At 59.2% G+C, this 16,265-nt stretch carries 14 protein-coding genes; 9 read left to right on the forward strand and 5 right to left on the reverse strand.

Going from position 1 to position 16,265, the window contains the following annotated elements; all coding sequences use genetic code 11:
- The 3 genes from Q3981_RS02655 to Q3981_RS02665 all read left to right on the forward strand — a co-directional run.
- The coding region (locus tag Q3981_RS02655; protein ID WP_303123624.1) for an exodeoxyribonuclease III at positions 1 to 1,116 on the forward strand (1,116 nt) is incomplete at its 5' end.
- Between the two features lie 84 nt (positions 1,117 to 1,200).
- Positions 1,201 to 2,247, forward strand: coding sequence for a tryptophan--tRNA ligase (gene trpS / locus Q3981_RS02660; RefSeq protein ID WP_303123626.1), 1,047 nt, complete (start codon positions 1,201 to 1,203; stop codon positions 2,245 to 2,247).
- Between the two features lie 91 nt (positions 2,248 to 2,338).
- Positions 2,339 to 3,457 (forward strand): YhjD/YihY/BrkB family envelope integrity protein, encoded by a 1,119-nt coding sequence (locus Q3981_RS02665; RefSeq protein WP_303123628.1) that lies wholly within the window; start codon positions 2,339 to 2,341, stop codon positions 3,455 to 3,457.
- Positions 3,458 to 3,611: 154 nt separating this feature from the next.
- On the opposite strand, the gene Q3981_RS02670 is transcribed toward Q3981_RS02665, so the two are convergent.
- Entirely contained in the window at positions 3,612 to 4,526 is a 915-nt protein-coding gene (locus Q3981_RS02670) for a hypothetical protein (RefSeq protein WP_303123630.1), read from the reverse strand.
- Positions 4,527 to 4,655: 129 nt separating this feature from the next.
- Positions 4,656 to 6,080, reverse strand: a complete 1,425-nt coding sequence (locus Q3981_RS02675; protein ID WP_303123633.1) for a D-alanyl-D-alanine carboxypeptidase family protein — start codon at positions 6,078 to 6,080, stop codon at positions 4,656 to 4,658.
- A gap of 37 nt (positions 6,081 to 6,117) precedes the next feature.
- On the opposite strand from Q3981_RS02675, the gene Q3981_RS02680 reads away from it, so the two are divergent.
- The 4 genes from Q3981_RS02680 to Q3981_RS02695 all read left to right on the forward strand — a co-directional run bounded on the left by Q3981_RS02680 (position 6,118) and on the right by Q3981_RS02695 (position 10,779).
- Positions 6,118 to 7,617, forward strand: coding sequence for an adenosine deaminase (locus Q3981_RS02680; RefSeq protein ID WP_303123637.1), 1,500 nt, complete (start codon positions 6,118 to 6,120; stop codon positions 7,615 to 7,617).
- Positions 7,618 to 7,925: 308 nt separating this feature from the next.
- Positions 7,926 to 8,879, forward strand: a complete 954-nt coding sequence (locus tag Q3981_RS02685; protein ID WP_303123717.1) for a substrate-binding domain-containing protein — start codon at positions 7,926 to 7,928, stop codon at positions 8,877 to 8,879.
- 92 nt (positions 8,880 to 8,971) lie between these two features.
- Positions 8,972 to 9,940, forward strand: coding sequence for an ABC transporter permease (locus Q3981_RS02690; RefSeq protein ID WP_180962439.1), 969 nt, complete (start codon positions 8,972 to 8,974; stop codon positions 9,938 to 9,940).
- A complete protein-coding gene (locus tag Q3981_RS02695; RefSeq protein WP_303123639.1) occupies positions 9,937 to 10,779 on the forward strand; it encodes an ATP-binding cassette domain-containing protein in 843 nt (280 codons plus the stop codon). Before Q3981_RS02690 ends, Q3981_RS02695 begins: the two co-directional genes overlap by 4 nt.
- Before the next feature lie 26 nt (positions 10,780 to 10,805).
- Here Q3981_RS02695 and Q3981_RS02700 read toward each other — a convergent pair whose 3' ends face one another.
- The 3 genes from Q3981_RS02700 to Q3981_RS02710 form a co-directional block, all read right to left on the reverse strand.
- On the reverse strand, positions 10,806 to 12,236 hold the full coding sequence (locus Q3981_RS02700) for a hypothetical protein (protein ID WP_303123641.1): 1,431 nt from the start codon (positions 12,234 to 12,236) through the stop codon (positions 10,806 to 10,808).
- A gap of 63 nt (positions 12,237 to 12,299) precedes the next feature.
- Complete coding sequence (locus tag Q3981_RS02705; RefSeq protein ID WP_303123643.1) at positions 12,300 to 13,508, reverse strand: NlpC/P60 family protein; 1,209 nt, start codon at positions 13,506 to 13,508, stop codon at positions 12,300 to 12,302.
- 3 nt (positions 13,509 to 13,511) lie between these two features.
- Positions 13,512 to 13,868 carry a hypothetical protein gene (locus Q3981_RS02710; protein WP_303123645.1) on the reverse strand — a complete coding sequence of 119 codons (357 nt, stop codon included), beginning with the start codon at positions 13,866 to 13,868 and terminating at the stop codon, positions 13,512 to 13,514.
- 141 nt (positions 13,869 to 14,009) lie between these two features.
- On the opposite strand from Q3981_RS02710, the gene upp reads away from it, so the two are divergent.
- Together upp and Q3981_RS02720 are read left to right on the forward strand one after the other, a co-directional pair.
- Positions 14,010 to 14,648 (forward strand): uracil phosphoribosyltransferase, encoded by a 639-nt coding sequence (gene upp, locus Q3981_RS02715; RefSeq protein ID WP_303123647.1) that lies wholly within the window; start codon positions 14,010 to 14,012, stop codon positions 14,646 to 14,648.
- 241 nt (positions 14,649 to 14,889) lie between these two features.
- The coding region (locus tag Q3981_RS02720; RefSeq protein ID WP_303123649.1) for an NAD(P)H-quinone dehydrogenase at positions 14,890 to 16,265 on the forward strand (1,376 nt) is incomplete at its 3' end.

The following is a 16,265-nucleotide window of genomic DNA, read 5'->3' on the forward strand; positions in this document are numbered from 1 at the left end:
GATGAAGTCGTGTCCAGCGCATCCGCTACGATGTCCGACATGCCTCCCCACAGTGCGCCGATAAAACCCAATGATGACAACACCCCCGGGCACCGCAATTCGTTTGCTGCCTCCGCCGGATCGTTTGCCGACGCTTCGCTGACCGTGGCGTCGATCAACGTGAACGGTATTCGCGCAGCGGTGAAACACCGGTCGGAAGAGAACCTCGGCTTCCATGAGTGGTTAAAGAACGCCAACGTGGATGTTGTGCTCCTCCAAGAGGTGCGGGCGTCGGAAAAGCAGGCCGAGAATGCTCTCAAACCTGCCCTTGACGACGGGTGGTCGCTCACCGTTGCGCCGGCGGCAAGTCGTGGCCGCGCCGGGGTCGGGATTTTGTCGACGTTCCCCGTCGAGGACGTCGAGATTGGTATCCCCGATTTTGAGGACGCTGGCCGCTGGATCGAGGGAACGATTCACGCCGGTGAGGGATTAGGAGACGTGCGCCTCGCCTCTCTGTATCTCCCGAGTGGCGGATGGAACGAAAAGCAGGACGAGAAGTACGCGTTCTTGGACTCGCTTGCTCCCGTGTTGCAGCAGCGGGCCGAGAAGTACGACAAGATGCTCGTCGCCGGGGACTGGAACATTTGTCACCGCCGCGAGGACCTGAAGAGCTGGAAAGGCAACCGCAAGAAAGCGGGCTTCTTGCCTGATGAGCGCGCATTCATGGACTCCATCTTCGGCCCAGGGGCTGGTGTGACGGTCTCTGAAATCAACGACGCCACCGAGGCGCCCAGAGGTGTGACCTTGAGTGATGGGCGACGCCAGGGCAACGCGGGCGCAATCGGTGACTTCTTCGCCTCGAAGGACTACAAGCCGTCCGCGGCGAGTCTGCGAAGCCCGGCAAAGGATCCGAAATGGATCGACGTTCAGCGCTCATTCCACGAGAACGAAGAAGGCCCGTACAGCTGGTACACCTGGCGCGGGCAGGCTTTCGACACGGGCGCTGGGTGGCGTATCGACGTCCACGCGGCGACACGGAGTCTGGCGGATCGGGCGGTCGCTGCCCGTACCGACGTCGCGGATACTTATGATCTTCGCTGGTCGGACCATTCGCCCGTCGTCGTCGGTTTTAAATAGAAATATGTATGTCATGCGCCCGGTATTGAAGGTGTCTGACGGCCGGTTGCAGAAACGCGTGCGGTAAGAAGTACTGTAAACCCCATGGCTAGTGAGAATGAACAACAAAGCGCACAAGAACATAAGGCTCGCGTTGTCTCGGGGTTGCAACCAACGTCAGATTCGTATCACTTAGGTAATTATCTGGGTGCAGTCCGGCAATTCATTAAATTGCAGGACAACTATGACGCTTTTTACTTTATCCCGGATCTTCACGCGATCACCGTGGATCAGGACCCGCAGCAATTGCGCAAGCGTACGTTGTCCGGTGTTGCGCAGTTGTTGGCTTTGGGTATTGACCCCGAACGGTCGACGCTGTTCGTGCAGTCTCACGTCCCCGAGCACGCCCAACTCGGGTGGATCATGACCTGCCTGACCGGTTTCGGTGAGGCCAGCCGCATGACCCAGTTCAAGGACAAGTCGTCGAAGCAGGGGACGGAGCGGACGAGCGCCGGCTTGTTCGCGTACCCCATGTTGATGGCTGCCGACATTCTGCTCTACAAGCCGGAGCTGGTTCCTGTGGGGGAGGATCAGCGCCAGCACATGGAGCTCACCCGAAACTTGGCGCAGCGCTTCAATTCCCGTTTTGGTGAAACATTTGTTGTTCCCGACGGTTTTATTCCGGAGGGTGCGGCGAAGATTTACGATCTCCAGGAACCGACGTCAAAAATGTCGAAGTCCGGGTCGAATCCCAAAGGGATTGTTAATTTGCTCGACGATCCAAAAGTGTCAGCAAAGCGAATCCGTTCGGCTGTCACCGATAATGATGCCGAGATCCGCTACGACCGCGAAAACAAGCCGGGTGTCTCGAACCTCCTTGTTATCCAGGGTGCGCTGACAGATAAGGACCCCAAGGAACTCGCGGCACAATACCAAGAGTCCGGCGTTGGCTATGGCGAATTGAAGAAGGACACGGCGGAAGCCCTTGAAGCCTTCACCACTCCGCTGAAAGCCCGCTACGAAGAATTCATGTCTGATCGGGCGCAATTGGAGAAAATTCTTGCCGACGGCGCAGAGCGTGCCCGCTATGAAGCACACAAAACTTTGCGTAAAGTGCATAAGAAAATTGGGTTTTTGCCAGAAAGCAAATAACCCTAAGAGACAATACGAGAGAACAATACGAAGCGGAGTCAGCCGCATTTTTGGCTGAATCACAAGCTGAAACCATAAAGGAAGGGCTATTGTGGCTCCAGCGAAAAACGCGGCAGACAAAAATACCGGGCGTGCCGACGAATACACCGGCATGGAACGTTCGCACGACGACGAACTGAGCAAAATGGAAAAGGCCCGGCTGCGGTTCCCGTGGTTCGACCACCTCATGCGCATGCAAGACCGCTATAGCGAACAAGGCGGCAACCACTTTGCGGCGGGGATCACGTATTTCTCCGTTCTCTCCCTCATCCCCATCATGTTGATTGTCTTCGCCGGGTTCGGTTTCGTTCTGGCGGGGAACGACGCTGCCATGGACAAAGTTGAGCAGCAGATCTTGGATCTGGGCACCAGCGGGCTCAAGGACACGCTGCAAACACTGGTGGATACAGCCGTTGAACGCCGCAGCTCCATCGGTGTTATTGGTCTCTTGACTGCACTCTGGACCGGCCTCGGCTGGATGGGCAACCTTCGCCTTGGTGTCTCGGAGATGTGGAAGGTGAAGATCACCCCGGACAATTTCGTGAAGGGGAAGCTGTCAGATCTTATCGGCCTGATCGGGCTGTTGGTTGCCTTTGTGGCGGCCTTTGTCGTGACCGCTATTGGCTCATCAAGCCTGACCAAGAAATTCCTGGAATACATTGAGCTGGATTCAGTACCGGGAATTCATTTTGTGACGTGGTTGGTTGCATTCATTGTTGGTTTGCTCGCCAACTATATTGTGTTTGTTTGGCTGCTGAAATTCCTGCCGAGGGAAAAAGTGCCGTGGAAATCGGTGCTTCAGGCGGCCGTTATCGGTGCAGTGGCGTTTGAGTTGATCAAGCAGTTCGGTGCGGTATTCATTTCTGCCACGATGAACAATCCCGCGGCCGCCGCATTCGGGCCGGTCATCGCCATCATGGTTCTCTTCTACCTGATTTGGCGCGTTGTGCTCTATTGCTCGGCGTGGGCCGCCACGACTCAAGAATCTCGAAAAGTTGTTGACGTTCACACCCCGCCGCCTGCGGTTATTTCTATCCGTGGGGCAGAGGTTGATGAAGAATCATCGACGACGAAGAAAGCCGGTTTGGTTGGCGTTGGTGCCCTGGTTGGGGCTCTGACAGTTGGTTCGGCGATGCGGAAAGCGCGCGGTAACAAGAAGAACGACGCGTAGGGAAGCGGGTACGACACTTATAGAGCCATATACGCCTGCGGGGCGCGATGATTATGACCATCGCGCCCCGCAGAACTGATTATCGGGTGATATCACTGCAGTAGTTAGCCGGTGGCGTTACTGCAGTATCGCGCCGTTATTACTGCACAGTGTTTTACTGTGCTTGTGCTGGGCCCTGGTGGGCAACGCTCGGAGCTCCGAGCTGTGTACCAGTGTTGATGAGCACTTGGTCGAACTGATTGACCGTGGATACGACAGCCTGACGGGCCAGTTTGGCGGCTCCCGGGGCAACGTTCTGGGCAGCTCCGACAGCCGTTGCGAACTGGTTGCCGGCTACCTGCGCTGCGTCGGAAACATGGTGGATGACTTCGTTTGCCTGAGCTGCTTCGGCATCAATCGATGCCTGCTTCCGTGCAGCGCTATTATCGACGGATGCGTGCGCACCATCAGCGACACCATCGATTGTTTGGTTAGCCACAGAGACAGCGTTGTCGACGGCGGAGCCAGCAGCATTGTGGACGGCAAGTTGCGCACCAGCGAAGTCGTTGGAGGCAGCGGCTGTCCGTTGCGTGACAGTATCCGCGATACGTGCGCCGACCGGATTGTGGTGAGCCTCTGACTGCTCGCGCACCGAGTTCGCTGTGGACGCAATGCGCGTGGCAGTATCAGCGTTCGCCTGAGCTATAGTGTCATAGGTGCCGGTCAGAGAGTCGTAAACCGGCGTGACAACAGTCCCGACGGACTCTTTAGCGTGGCCGTGAATAGCGTCGATACGATCATTTTTTCGTGCGGCTTGCGCAGCATTAGCTGCAGATTCCTTAGCAGCTTCAGCCTTGACTAGCCGGTGAGCGTCGTGGTGAACACCGTCAATAGCCGACGCAAGTGCCGTGTCAGCAGGGTGCTCAGGCATCGACGTGGGGTGCGCCATAGCCACATTAGCGCCACCCAGCACCAAGGCTGTGGACGCCATGATGGCTACTGACGAAGCCGCTACGCGACGCGTCCGAGTGGAGACGCCGTGATGACCAGGAGTGGCGGTTTCACAAGGGGACAATGATTTCGTATCCATACCTGACAACTTAATCACTGCGACGTTTCAACGTAAACAGAATGCTCAACTATGTACTAATTGTGATGAAAAAAGAACAAAAATAACGATTTGTTTACGATGTGTGAATCTCGGATATGAGCGCAATTTTTACTTCCGACGGCGCCCGCGCCGAACACTCCAGATCGCGCCGGCAATAACGAGCACGGCAATTCCAGCCGTGATACCAAACGCCTTCGGGTGTCGGCGCAGCTCGTTTCCCCTATGGGATGCGGACTGGTCCTCGGTCACGGTATGGTCAGCAAACTCACCATCTTTCTTCCCCGCTTTCTCGGCAGCAGGGGAGCCGACCAGATACCCCACGGAGTCGTGAACGGGCCACGCCGCGTCAAGAAGCCTCGTGGCTTGATCCCACCCTTTTCCGGCAGCGTTGGTGGCGTTCAGCTCGATGACCGCTAGTTTCCGCCCGTTACGCTCTGCGCCACCGGAATACGTGTGGCGGGCGTCGTCGGTAAACCCGGTTTTCCCACCAAAAGCCCCTTCATAGTTAAAGAGCATCTCATTGTCGTTAGAGATTTGGAAACCAGGATTATCTGGATAGCCGGGAAAATCAACGAGTTTCGTATTGACTATTTCGTTAAACGTCTTGTTGTGAAACGCTTCGCGGTACAGCAGCGCCAAATCGTAGGCGGATGTTTGTAGCCCCGGCGCGTCGAGCCCCGAATACGACGTCACCCGCGTGTCCTGCGTACCCAACCCCTCGGCCCGTTTTTGCAAGTCAGCCAGGACTTTTTTCTCCCCACCTAAGGTGCGCATGAGCAGATGAGCACAGTCATTACCGGACCGCATGAGCAGCCCCTGCAACGCCTGCCTCACCGTATATTTCCCGTCCGGACCAATTCCAGCGCGAGAGCCCTCCATATTGGCATCCTCTTGCGTCGCTTTGAGCACCTTGTCCAGCGGTAAACGATCAATGGCTTCGCGAGCTAACAACACTTTAAAAATGGAGGCCGGCCGGTACCGCCCATGTGGGTCCTTGGCGGCAATAACATCGCCCGAGTCGACGTCGTAAATAAGCCATGATCCGACAGTGAGTCGCTCGGGAACCTTAAACCCCTCCGGAACAATGACGCCGCAGGACTGCAGTTTTTTGCCGCCCTCGGGGTCCGTGTTGACCGGCATGGGGGTGGGGCTGGTGCCACCGGGTTGGACCGTTTCGGACTCATCGACGGCCGGGGGAGTGTGTTCCCGGAAGGGACAAGACTCGGTGTGGAGAGTCGGATCGTCGGGTAGTGGCTGGTCAGGGGGTACTTCGACGGGGATCCAGTTCGGGTCAATCGGACGAGTTGGGGTGGTCTCATCCTGGGCTAACATCGACACCGAGGGTGCCGACGCCGCAGGCGGGGTTGCCGCTGCTGGCGGTGTGGCCAATCCCGTCCCCGGCATAAACGGGGTGAAGCCCAGTGCGATGCTCACCGTGCTGGCCACGATGGCTCGCCGGAGAGTGGTCGGCGATTGTACGGGCCGCTGGTGTGCGGACCGTTGAGGGTGGGGAGCAAAGCGCTGGGAAGTCATAATCTAGCATCTTAGGAAAACTAGGCCCTGAATATATGTGACACTTCGGAGTGCAGCCAGGTTGCGGCAATGTTGTGGCCTCGACGGCATGTCCTATCCATCGGCTAGCCTGAACCCTATGGCAATGAACGCGCAGAAATCACCGTATTCCGCCAGCATGGGGCCGCGCCCATCGATTAGTCCGGATCACAAAACTCTCGATCGCGACACGGTCGCCCAGCTGCCCAAGGTGGAGCTTCACGACCACATCGATGGTGGTCTGAGGCCTTCCACGCTGCTCGACCTTGCTCAGCAGTCTGGCTACTCCGGGTTACCCGACAGCATCATGTCTCAGCCCGAGGACGCGCGCGCTGACGCATTAGCGGAGTGGTTCCGCACGTCCGCCGAATCGGGGGATCTCCCCTCGTACCTGCAATTATTCGCCCACACCACCGCTGTCATGCAAACGGCCGGCGCTATCGAGCGCGTGACCCGCGAAGCCGTCGAAGACCTTGCTCGCGATGGCGTTGTGTATGCGGAACTCCGTTTCGCGCCGGAACAGCACCAGGAGCAGGGGTTAGATCTTCATTATATTGTCGACGCCGCGATCGCCGGTGTTCGGGCTGGTGAACAGAGTGCTGCCGCGGAGGGTAATCCGATTGTCGCGCGGCTCATTCTGTGCGCGATGAGGAATAACAATCGGTCCACGGAGATCGCGCGCCTCGTCGTCGATAATGCGGGTGATGGGTCCGGATATGTTGTCGGCTTTGATTTGGCAGGCCCGGAAGAAGGGTTCTCGGTCCGTGAGCATGCTGAAGCATTGGAGCTGCTCCGTGAAAACCTCGTTCCGTTCACGATCCACGCGGGCGAAGCGGACGGAGTGGGGTCGATGAAGGACGCATTAGCCCTGGGTGCGTCGCGTATCGGACATGGTGCTCGCATTTACGAAGATTTCGGCGCTTCCCTCGACGGGATCGAATTGGGCCCTGTGGCTGCTCGAGTTCGTGACCGCACTGTTGCCTTGGAACTGTGCCCGACGTCGAACCGTCAGACCGGACTGGTTGACTCGATGGAGGATCACCCCTTGTCGCTTTTGTATGAGCTGGGTTTTACCTGCACCGTGAACACAGATAACCGGACAGTGTCCGGCACGACGATGACCGACGAGATGCTGCTGCTCGGCGAGTATTTTGACTTCGGTTACGACGAGCTGCTGCATCTGACCCTGAACGCGATGGATGCAGCATTCCTCCCCCTGCCGGATCGGCAGCGCCTGGCTAGAGATCTGATCATTCCGGCGTATGAGGAACTGGTTGGTGATCCTGATATGAGGGGCACTAGCCGAAACGACGGCTCCAGCCAACACGACGATGGTGCTGACGAGCACGATCCTGAGGGGCACTCGCATGGCCACGCTCATGGAGCCCACAGGCATAACCACTCGGGCGCGGGCATATTGAATATCGATCTGGGTGATTTAGGCCTTGATGACATTGACGGACTCGCCGGTCTGGACGGATTGGATTTAGGCGATCTCGGTTCAGATAAGCCCGAGTAATCGTGACAAACGCGAGTAACACGCGCGAATAACGAAGCCGAAGCGAGCTACAGGGCGCGGGGCAAAAGGGGGTAAAAAGTGACGCTAACCGGTCACAGCTATCCCTGTTCAGATTATCTGAATCGTTCAACACCAGCAGAAACAGATTTGACCACCCCCACTGAGGAGGGTGAAATAGCGAGATTGATCAGACATGTCCGTTATTCGCAGCCGCGGGTGACGGGATCTAACCAGTGACACTCATAAGGATCGGGATACCTGTGCACCACCGTGTCTCTTACACCGTTCGACGGTGTGCCGTCGCCCTCGTGGTTGGGGCCGTAGCTGTTGCGGGCGCGGCATGCTCGTCCACCGGCGGAGCGCCCCGGAGTTCCGGAAGCTCCGGCGGGGGAGGAACCGTCGATACTCCCCGTATGACGGTGGCGATGGTCACCCACGGTGCGCCCGGGGATACCTTCTGGGACCTCGTGCGAAAAGGTGCCGAGGACGCCGCGAAAAAAGATAACGTTGACTTCCGGTATTCCTCCGACCCTCAAGCGCCGAACCAGGCCAACCTGGTCCAGAACGCGATCGACTCCAAGGTGGATGGGATCGCTGTCACCATGCCGAACCCAGAGGCCATCGGGCCCGTCGCCAAGAAGGCCGACGATGCGAAGATTCCGGCAGTCGGGTTGAACGCCGGGATGGACGTCTGGCAGAAGTACGGGCTCAAGGGGTTCTTCGGCCAGGACGAGAAAGTCGCCGGGGAAGCTGTGGGCGACAAGCTCAAAGAACAAGGTGCCCGGCACACCTTGTGCGTCATTCACGAGCAAGGCAATTCCAGCCAGGAAGCCCGCTGCGGTGGCATTAAAGACAAAGTGAGTACGGAGATCCTCTACGTCAACGGGCAAGATTTGCCCTCGGCGCAGGCTACCATCGAATCGAAACTCGCGCAGGATCACAGCATTGACTGGGTGATGGGGCTGGTTGCGCCGGTCGCCCTCCGCGCGGTGGATGCAGCTCGCGACGCAGGGTCGCAGGCCAAAATCGCCACCTTTGACACCAATGCGGAACTAGTCAACGCCATTAAATCGGGCAACGTTCAATTCGCCGTGGACCAGCAACCGTATTTGCAGGGATACATGGCCGTGGACTCGTTGTGGCTGCACAAACGCAACGGGACATCGATCGGAGGCGGCCGTCCGGTGTACTCGGGGCCATCCTTCGTTGATTCCTCCAACGTGGATTCCATTGCGGATGCTGCTAAGGAGGGTCTGCGATGACGACAGCGTCTGAATCTGTGCCGGCCACTGAATCCGCACCGACGTCTGAATCGTCCGTACCGACGCGTCGGCCCCTATGGCAGCGAACCCTCATGAGGCCGGAAGCAGCCTCCATCTTGGGTGCTGTCATTGTCTTCGCCTTATTCATGGCGGTCGCACCGTCATTCCGTTCCTTCGCCGCATTCTCGACGGTCCTCTATGCGTCGTCGACCATCGGCATCATGTCCTTGGCCGTCGGCTTACTCATGATCGGCGGCGAGTTCGACCTATCCTCCGGTGTGGCCGTCACCACGGGCGCGTTGGCCGCCACGATGATGAACTACAACTGGCACCTCAACTCATGGACCGGCGTGGTGTTGTCACTGCTGATCGCCGTGGCGATCGGCACGTTCAACGGTGTGTTGGTGATGAAGACGGGGCTAGACAGCTTCCTCATCACTCTGGCCAGCTTCCTCATGCTTCAGGGCCTCAACTTGGCGATCACTAAGTGGGTCACCAACGCGGTCTCGACGCCGTCGATCTCGGACATGCAGGGTTTCGGCAGCGCCAAAGACGTATTTGCGTCGTCCATCACCATCGGCTCGGTGTCGGTGAAGATCACGGTGCTGTGGTGGCTCGTCTTCGTCGCCATCGCGACCTACGTCCTGTATTCCACTCGTTTCGGCAACTGGATTTTCGCCGTCGGTGGCGACCACAACTCCGCCCGCGCACAAGGCATCCCCGTGACCCGGGTCAAAGTGCTCCTTTTCATCGGGGTGTCGGTCGCTGCGTGGTTCGTCGGCATGCACACGCTCTTCGCCTTCGACTCCGTCCAGGCAGGGCAGGGCGTCGGCAATGAGTTTTTGTACATTATCGGCGCCGTCATCGGTGGGGTGTCGATGAAGGGTGGAAAAGGAACCGCGATCGGCACGGCAATCGGCGCTTTCATTTTCGGCATGATCAACCAGGGCATTGTGTACGCGGGCTGGAACCCCGATTGGTTCAAGTTCTTCCTCGGGGCCATGCTGTTGCTGGCGGTGCTGTCGAACCGAGCCATGGAGAAAAGGAACAGCACACGATGACTGATACCGCGATGACACCACCCGCAACCCTGCCGCCGTCGGCCGAGTCACGGACCCCGATTCTCGCGCTTGACGACGTCACCAAGGCCTATGGGACGCATGTCGCGCTCTCGCACATGACGCTGTCTGTCTATGCCGGCGAGGTGACCTGCGTGCTAGGCGACAATGGCGCTGGCAAGTCGACGCTCATCAAGACGCTATCGGGCCTGCACAAACCCACCGAGGGGCGCGTTCTTATCGACGGCGAGACCGTTGCGCTGAAGTCCCCAAAGGACGCGATCGCCCGCGGCATTTCCACCGTCTTCCAGGATTTAGCGGTGGTGCCGGATATGCCGGTGTGGCGCAATTTCTACCTCGGGCACGAGGTGGTTCGCGGACCGAATTGGCTGGGCATGGTTGCTCCCTTGGACGCGGAGCACATGAAAAAAACCACCGACAGCGCTCTAAAGTCGATGGGGATTGATCTTCCCGACGTGACGGTCCCGATTTCGACGTTGTCCGGTGGGCAGCGCCAAGTTGTGGCAATCGCCCGAGCGGTTCACTTTGGGGCGCGCGCGATCATTCTGGATGAGCCGACTGCCGCGCTGGGCGTCAAGCAATCGGGCATGGTGCTGCGATTTGTTCAGCAGGCGAAAGAACGGGGACTCGGCGTTATCTTGATCACCCACAATCCTCACCACGCCTATTTGGTGGGGGACCACTTTGTGCTGTTGGGGCACGGCCGCATGCAGTTAGATGCGGGCCGTCAGGACATCACGTTGGAGCAGCTCACCGCGCAAATGGCTGGCGGTGAGGAGCTCGAATCCCTATCCCACGAGCTTGGGCAGGTCCGCGCCTAGTCCGCGCGTGGGTTTTAGGCTCGTGCCTAGGACTTGCTGAACCGCTCGCTCAGCGTTTCCTCCAGACGACGCCATCCGTCGGCCTCGGTGTCATACGGCGCCGAGGGGAGGTAATTCGACGACGTCCCCAGCATGTACGAGATGTATTCTTGCAGCTCGGGCACCGCGAGGAGCACGGAGTTCACGGCGTCGTCCTCTGCCCAGTCGGAAGCGTCGGCAATGACCTCGTAGGCCTGGCCGAGCTGGTCGGTGTCGACGGCATTGGGCCCTTTGGCGATGGACTCCGCCAAGTTAGTGAAGACGTAGTTGTTCGTGGGGTGAGTCTCTACCTTGAGCTCACCGACGTTGGCTTTGTCGACAAGTTCTCCCCAGGCGGAAAACGTCGCCAGGTCGTGGTCTTTATGGTCGACGATCCAGCGGCTGAGAGCGCGCCCGGACGTGAACGTGTAAATCTGGCCGAACTTGCCGAGGAACACCGGGCGGTCGTTGATGTAGCACCGAAGGGTGTAGAGAGTGCGCCCATTCATCACGATAGTGATCGGATCAATACCGACCGACGCCCAAATGGTGGAGTCATAGGGGTCGGTGGCCGGCGTGGAGCTGGCCTCATCGTTCTCGGCCCGTGATGCTCGCTCCGCGGCCACCTCTTTTTCGTGGTCCTCGCGTGCAGCAATAGCGTCGTCGATGCTGCGCTGGGCATTGTTGATGGAATCGGTGGGGTTGTTCCCGGGGATGGCGGGAGTGACGAAGACGGGAGCGGTACGCCGTGTATTCGCGCCAGCATTGCCTGCCGTGTCGCCGGTCGAAGCGCCGACGGGGACGCTTGTTCTGGTAGACGAGACGTTGGCAGCATCGCCGGACGCGCCAGCGGTGTCGTCGTTGACGGCCCCGTCGTCGAAGCCACCGTCGTTCACGGCTTCGTTGTCGAGGGCGTCGAGGACAGGGCCCCAGTTGGAAAGAATCGTTTGGCCGATGGCAGACCATTCGCCATTACCGTCGTCGCCAGTAAAGTGCTCAGCTCCGCGGCTGAGGTTGGAGAGCAGCGAGTAGCTGTTGAAGAACCCGTTGATGCGGTCGATTCCGCATACCCGGCCGAGGGAGCGTGCCATAGCTAGGTTTCGCTCGACTTTGTCGACGGAGGCGTAGCTGGGTTTTTCTGCCAGCATGGCGGGAACGGCGACCAAGTCGTAGACGTGGCGGGGCGTGGGGACAGCCTGTGATTCCGCGTCCTTATGAAGGAATGCGCGCCACTTGGGGTGCTCGGCGAGGTCGATGGGTGCGCCGGAGTTGATATACGCCAAGAGTTCGGCGGGTGAGGTGAAGAAGTAGAGGCTATCGTCTGATCCGAGAAACGCCTGCCATTCTTCACCGTTCTCTTTCCAGGACGGTGCCCATAGGGTGTAGTACGTTCCGCTGGTCAGTTCCAGTTGGACTGGGATTATGCTCTCGGTGGCCATGACCCCTCATCGTAGCGTGCTTTATCGTTAGTGCTAACAGGTTGGGTGCGTTAGTGCCGGCAGTTACCCCGTGGGCCGGTAGAAGCCGAGGAAGTTCATCCCCATGTTGGTGGTCCGCAGCGGCGAGGTTTGGACGGGATCACCTGCTTCTATCATCATGCCGTCGCCGACGTACATCGCGACGTGCCCGTCCCACACCACAAGATCACCGGGAAGAAGTTGGTCTTGAGTGACCTGCGTGCCGACGGTTTGCGCCTCAGCAAGCCGCGGAATATCCACTCCTGCTTGGGCATAAGCCCAGTGTGTGAGCCCCGAGCAGTCAAGGCCGACGCCGGGTGTGTTTCCTCCCCACTGGTATGGGGTTCCGATGGCACTGCGTGCGGCTTCCACCGCTCGTAGTGCTTGGGGTGAGGCTCCGCTGGCCGACGCATGAGACGCTGGCGGTGGTGCAGCAGGTGGGGCCGAAACGGCAGGTGGTTGGGCGACCGGTGCTTGGTTGCCCGGCGCGGGAGCGACGGCCGGTCCCGGTGTAGGCGCTGCCGCCCCCGATGATCCAGTCGCCCCCGGTGATCCGGCCGCCACATCATTCGCAGAGGTAAGCGCGGGTGGGGCTCCAGCGGGGGTCGTTACCGCTGCCGCCGGCGAATCGGGCGGTATGTCCACCTCGCACTGCGGGAAGGCAGGTGCCGGCTCCTCCAATAAGCGCTGAAGTACTGCAACATCGCCCTCGAGTTCAGTGTTAATGCGCTCCGCTGCGGTGTCAGCCTCGTGCCGCGCGTCGGCAGAGGCCTTTTTCAACGCCGGCATGATACCGGTCCCGGGCTTCACAGGGATCGGGCCCAAGAGAATAGGGATGCTCATACTTCCCGTGAGCAGTGACGTCGCGGTCGTGAGATATCGGTTAGCAATCCCGGAGATATCGAGCGCACCTTTGATAATGGTGCTGGCTATGTGGATACTCGCGTGCGACGCGCCCTCGGCCGAGCGTCGGAGCGATTCCGCGCCCTGACCAGCACGATCCAGCCCGTCGTGCCACGCGGCCCCCGCCTCGCCAACCAGCGCACTATCAACAGTCGCCGTGCTCTCTTTCCACGGCCCGGATAGCATCGTGCCGAGTTCGCGTTGCGTGGCGTCGAAAAGCGGGTAGTGGTGAGCGAAATCTGGCAGTGGCGTCTCCGGGGTGATCGGGAGCAGGGACGTGATGTAGTGAACGGTATCTTCAATGAGCGCTGCGGCTTCGGACGACACGGGCGATCCAATAAACGAAGGCATGAGCTATCGTTGCCCTCCTTCGGGGTTACCTGGAATCGTGTTGGTCAGCGTGTTCATACGCACAGCAGCCACCGTGTCAGAATGATCGACGGCATCGGCCAGGGTCCGAGTGCCCTGTGAGATCGATAACAACGATTCGTTGAACTGTCCCAATTCGTGTCTGAGACGATCATGGTTCTGTCCCAGCAACTCGATAGCGCGCTGAAGTGCCGGAATGTGAGGGGAGCACCTGGCAAAACTTGGGGGATTGGCCTCATGACCATCGCGTAGTCGGCTGACAGTATCTGCACAGCTGGCTAGCTGATCGGCGGCGGTGCGTAAAGCGTCAGGTTGGGCGGTAATCGAGCCGGTCTCCATCATTGCTGCGTCCTCCTGTGTATCGGTCGAGCCAGAGGCGGGTGAGGTGCGCCAGGCGTTCCCGCCGGGCTATGTGATATTTCTCGTGTGGTGGGGTTAGACGCATGAGTTTCGTTATGGTTCCCCACAGGTAAGCTGGTTTTTATGGAGATTAGGGTCGTTGATCATCCGTTGGTGTCGTCGAGGCTGACCATCATGCGCGATAAGCGCAGCACAAATGATGTTTTCCGGGCGGCGTTGTCAGATTTAGGCATGATGCTGGTGTACGAAGCCAGCCGAGATCTTTCAGTGGATACCTTCCCCGTATCCACCCCGGTAGACCATGCTGATGGATTCCGCCTGACCGAGCCCCCCATTATCGTTCCGATTATTCGCGCCGGGCTTGGCATGGTGGACCCAGCATTGTCCATGATTCCCGACGCTCAAGTGGGGTTCATCGGCTTGGCTCGTGATGAGACGACGCACAAGCCTGTGCCGTACTTGGAGGCGCTGCCGGATGACCTCTCTGGCCGCCCCGTCTTCCTCGTCGACCCCATGTTGGCGACGGGGGGCTCGCTGCTTCACGCGATCCGCCTGCTGGCCAGCCGGGGTGCGGACGACATCACCTGCATCTGCATGGTGGCCGCCGAACCGGGGGTGCAGGCGCTGAAGGACGCCGATCTCCCAGTCACGCGGTTGGTCACGGCGACGATCGATCCGTCGTTGAATGAGGATGCTTACATTGTCCCTGGTCTAGGCGACGCGGGCGACCGTCTGTATGGTCCCCGAAATATCGATCTGTAGCGATAAGGCCGGTCTGTAGACACTCAGCCTCGACGGCCTACCCCTCTTTGTGGCGTCGGGGGTGTCTGCTTTTAGCCCGAACCAGGGTTATGTGTGGGGTTTAGTTTATTCTGAAAGAGACGAGCTGCGCCTTGACGACGGCCGTAGTGAGCCTCGCGCATGTGACCGTGTGCCGGGTTCGGTCCTTGTCTCTGGGCGCTGAGTATGCCCCTGAAACATCACCACATCGAGGAGCGAACTGGTGGCTAAACGGATCGTGATTATCGGCGGAGGCCCGGCGGGCTATGAAGCCGCATTAGCAGGCGCGAAGTACGGGGCGGAGGTCACGGTCGTTGAGGATCAGGGCATGGGGGGATCGTGCGTCCTGCATGACTGCGTACCGTCGAAAAGCTTTATTGCTGCGACGGGTATTCGCACCGACATGCGCCGGGCGGACGCGATGGGCTTCCACGCAGGGTACGACGGCAAACGGCTGCCGTACGCGGAAGTGAACAAGCGCGTCAAGCACCTGGCTCAGACCCAGTCGGACGATGTGCAGCGGCAGATGATCGCGTCGGAAATTCGCCTGATTCCGGGCACTGCCAGGTTGAACGATTATGAGCCAGGCCGCACCATTCACCGCGTTTTGGTGGAGCAAGCCGATGGTTCAGAAGAAACAATTGAATGTGATCTTGTTCTCTTGGCGACGGGGGCCACGCCTCGTATCCTCCCCGGCGCGAAGCCCGATGGGAACCGCATCCTGACGTGGCGTCAGATTTATGACCTGGAGGAGGTTCCCGAGCACCTCATTGTTGTCGGGTCCGGTGTGACGGGCGCGGAGTTCGTGTCGGCGTTCACCGAGTTGGGGGTAGAGGTCACGATGGTGGCCTCGGGGGATCAGATTCTTCCGCATGAGGATTCCGACGCTGCACGCGTGCTGGAAAATGTGCTGGACGAGCGGGGAGTTCACCTGGTCAAGCGTGGCCGGTGTAAAGCTGTCGAGTACACCGATAACGGGATCAAGGTCATTCTTAACGACGGGCGTGAGGTGGAGGGGTCTCACGCGTTGATGACCGTCGGCTCTGTGCCGAATACGCGTGATCTGGGGCTCGACAAGGTGGGCGTTGATCTGACACGTTCGGGCCACATCAAGGTTGATCGCGTATCCAGGACGTCGGTCCCCGGCATTTATGCGGCGGGGGACTGCACCGATTTGTTCCCGCTGGCGTCCGTCGCCGCAATGCAGGGACGTATCGCTATGTATCACGCTTTGGGTGAGGGCGTCACGCCGATCCGGTTGCGGACGGTGGCGTCGGCAGTGTTTACCCGTCCCGAGCTGGCAACGGTGGGTGTGTCCCAGAAGCAAATTGAATCTGGGGAAGTGTCTGCGCGAATTGAGACCTATTCGCTGAAGGGCAACCCACGTGCCAAGATGCGTTCCCTGAACCACGGTTTTGTCAAGGTTTTTTGCCGCAAGAATTCCGGCATTGTCATTGGTGGTGTGGTGGTCGCCCCGTCCGCGTCTGAGCTGATCTTGCCGATCGCTATTGCGGTGACGAACCGGTTGACCGTGGAGGACTTGAGCCGGACGTTCTCTGTGTACCCGTCGCTCTCTGGTTCGGTGACAGAGGCTGCCCG

Origin of the sequence: Corynebacterium sp., from assembly GCF_030530965.1 — a bacterium.
Classification (GTDB): domain Bacteria; phylum Actinomycetota; class Actinomycetes; order Mycobacteriales; family Mycobacteriaceae; genus Corynebacterium.

Coding starts and splice junctions, on each gene's coding strand:
- trpS (WP_303123626.1), top strand. CDS start 1,201: ATGGCTAGTGAGAATGAACAACAAAGCGCACAAGAACATAAGGCTCGC.
- Q3981_RS02670 (WP_303123630.1), bottom strand. CDS start 4,526: ATGGATACGAAATCATTGTCCCCTTGTGAAACCGCCACTCCTGGTCAT.
- Q3981_RS02675 (WP_303123633.1), bottom strand. CDS start 6,080: ATGACTTCCCAGCGCTTTGCTCCCCACCCTCAACGGTCCGCACACCAG.
- Q3981_RS02690 (WP_180962439.1), top strand. CDS start 8,972: ATGAGGCCGGAAGCAGCCTCCATCTTGGGTGCTGTCATTGTCTTCGCC.
- Q3981_RS02695 (WP_303123639.1), top strand. CDS start 9,937: ATGACTGATACCGCGATGACACCACCCGCAACCCTGCCGCCGTCGGCC.
- Q3981_RS02700 (WP_303123641.1), bottom strand. CDS start 12,236: ATGGCCACCGAGAGCATAATCCCAGTCCAACTGGAACTGACCAGCGGA.
- Q3981_RS02705 (WP_303123643.1), bottom strand. CDS start 13,508: ATGCCTTCGTTTATTGGATCGCCCGTGTCGTCCGAAGCCGCAGCGCTC.
- Q3981_RS02710 (WP_303123645.1), bottom strand. CDS start 13,868: ATGATGGAGACCGGCTCGATTACCGCCCAACCTGACGCTTTACGCACC.
- upp (WP_303123647.1), top strand. CDS start 14,010: ATGGAGATTAGGGTCGTTGATCATCCGTTGGTGTCGTCGAGGCTGACC.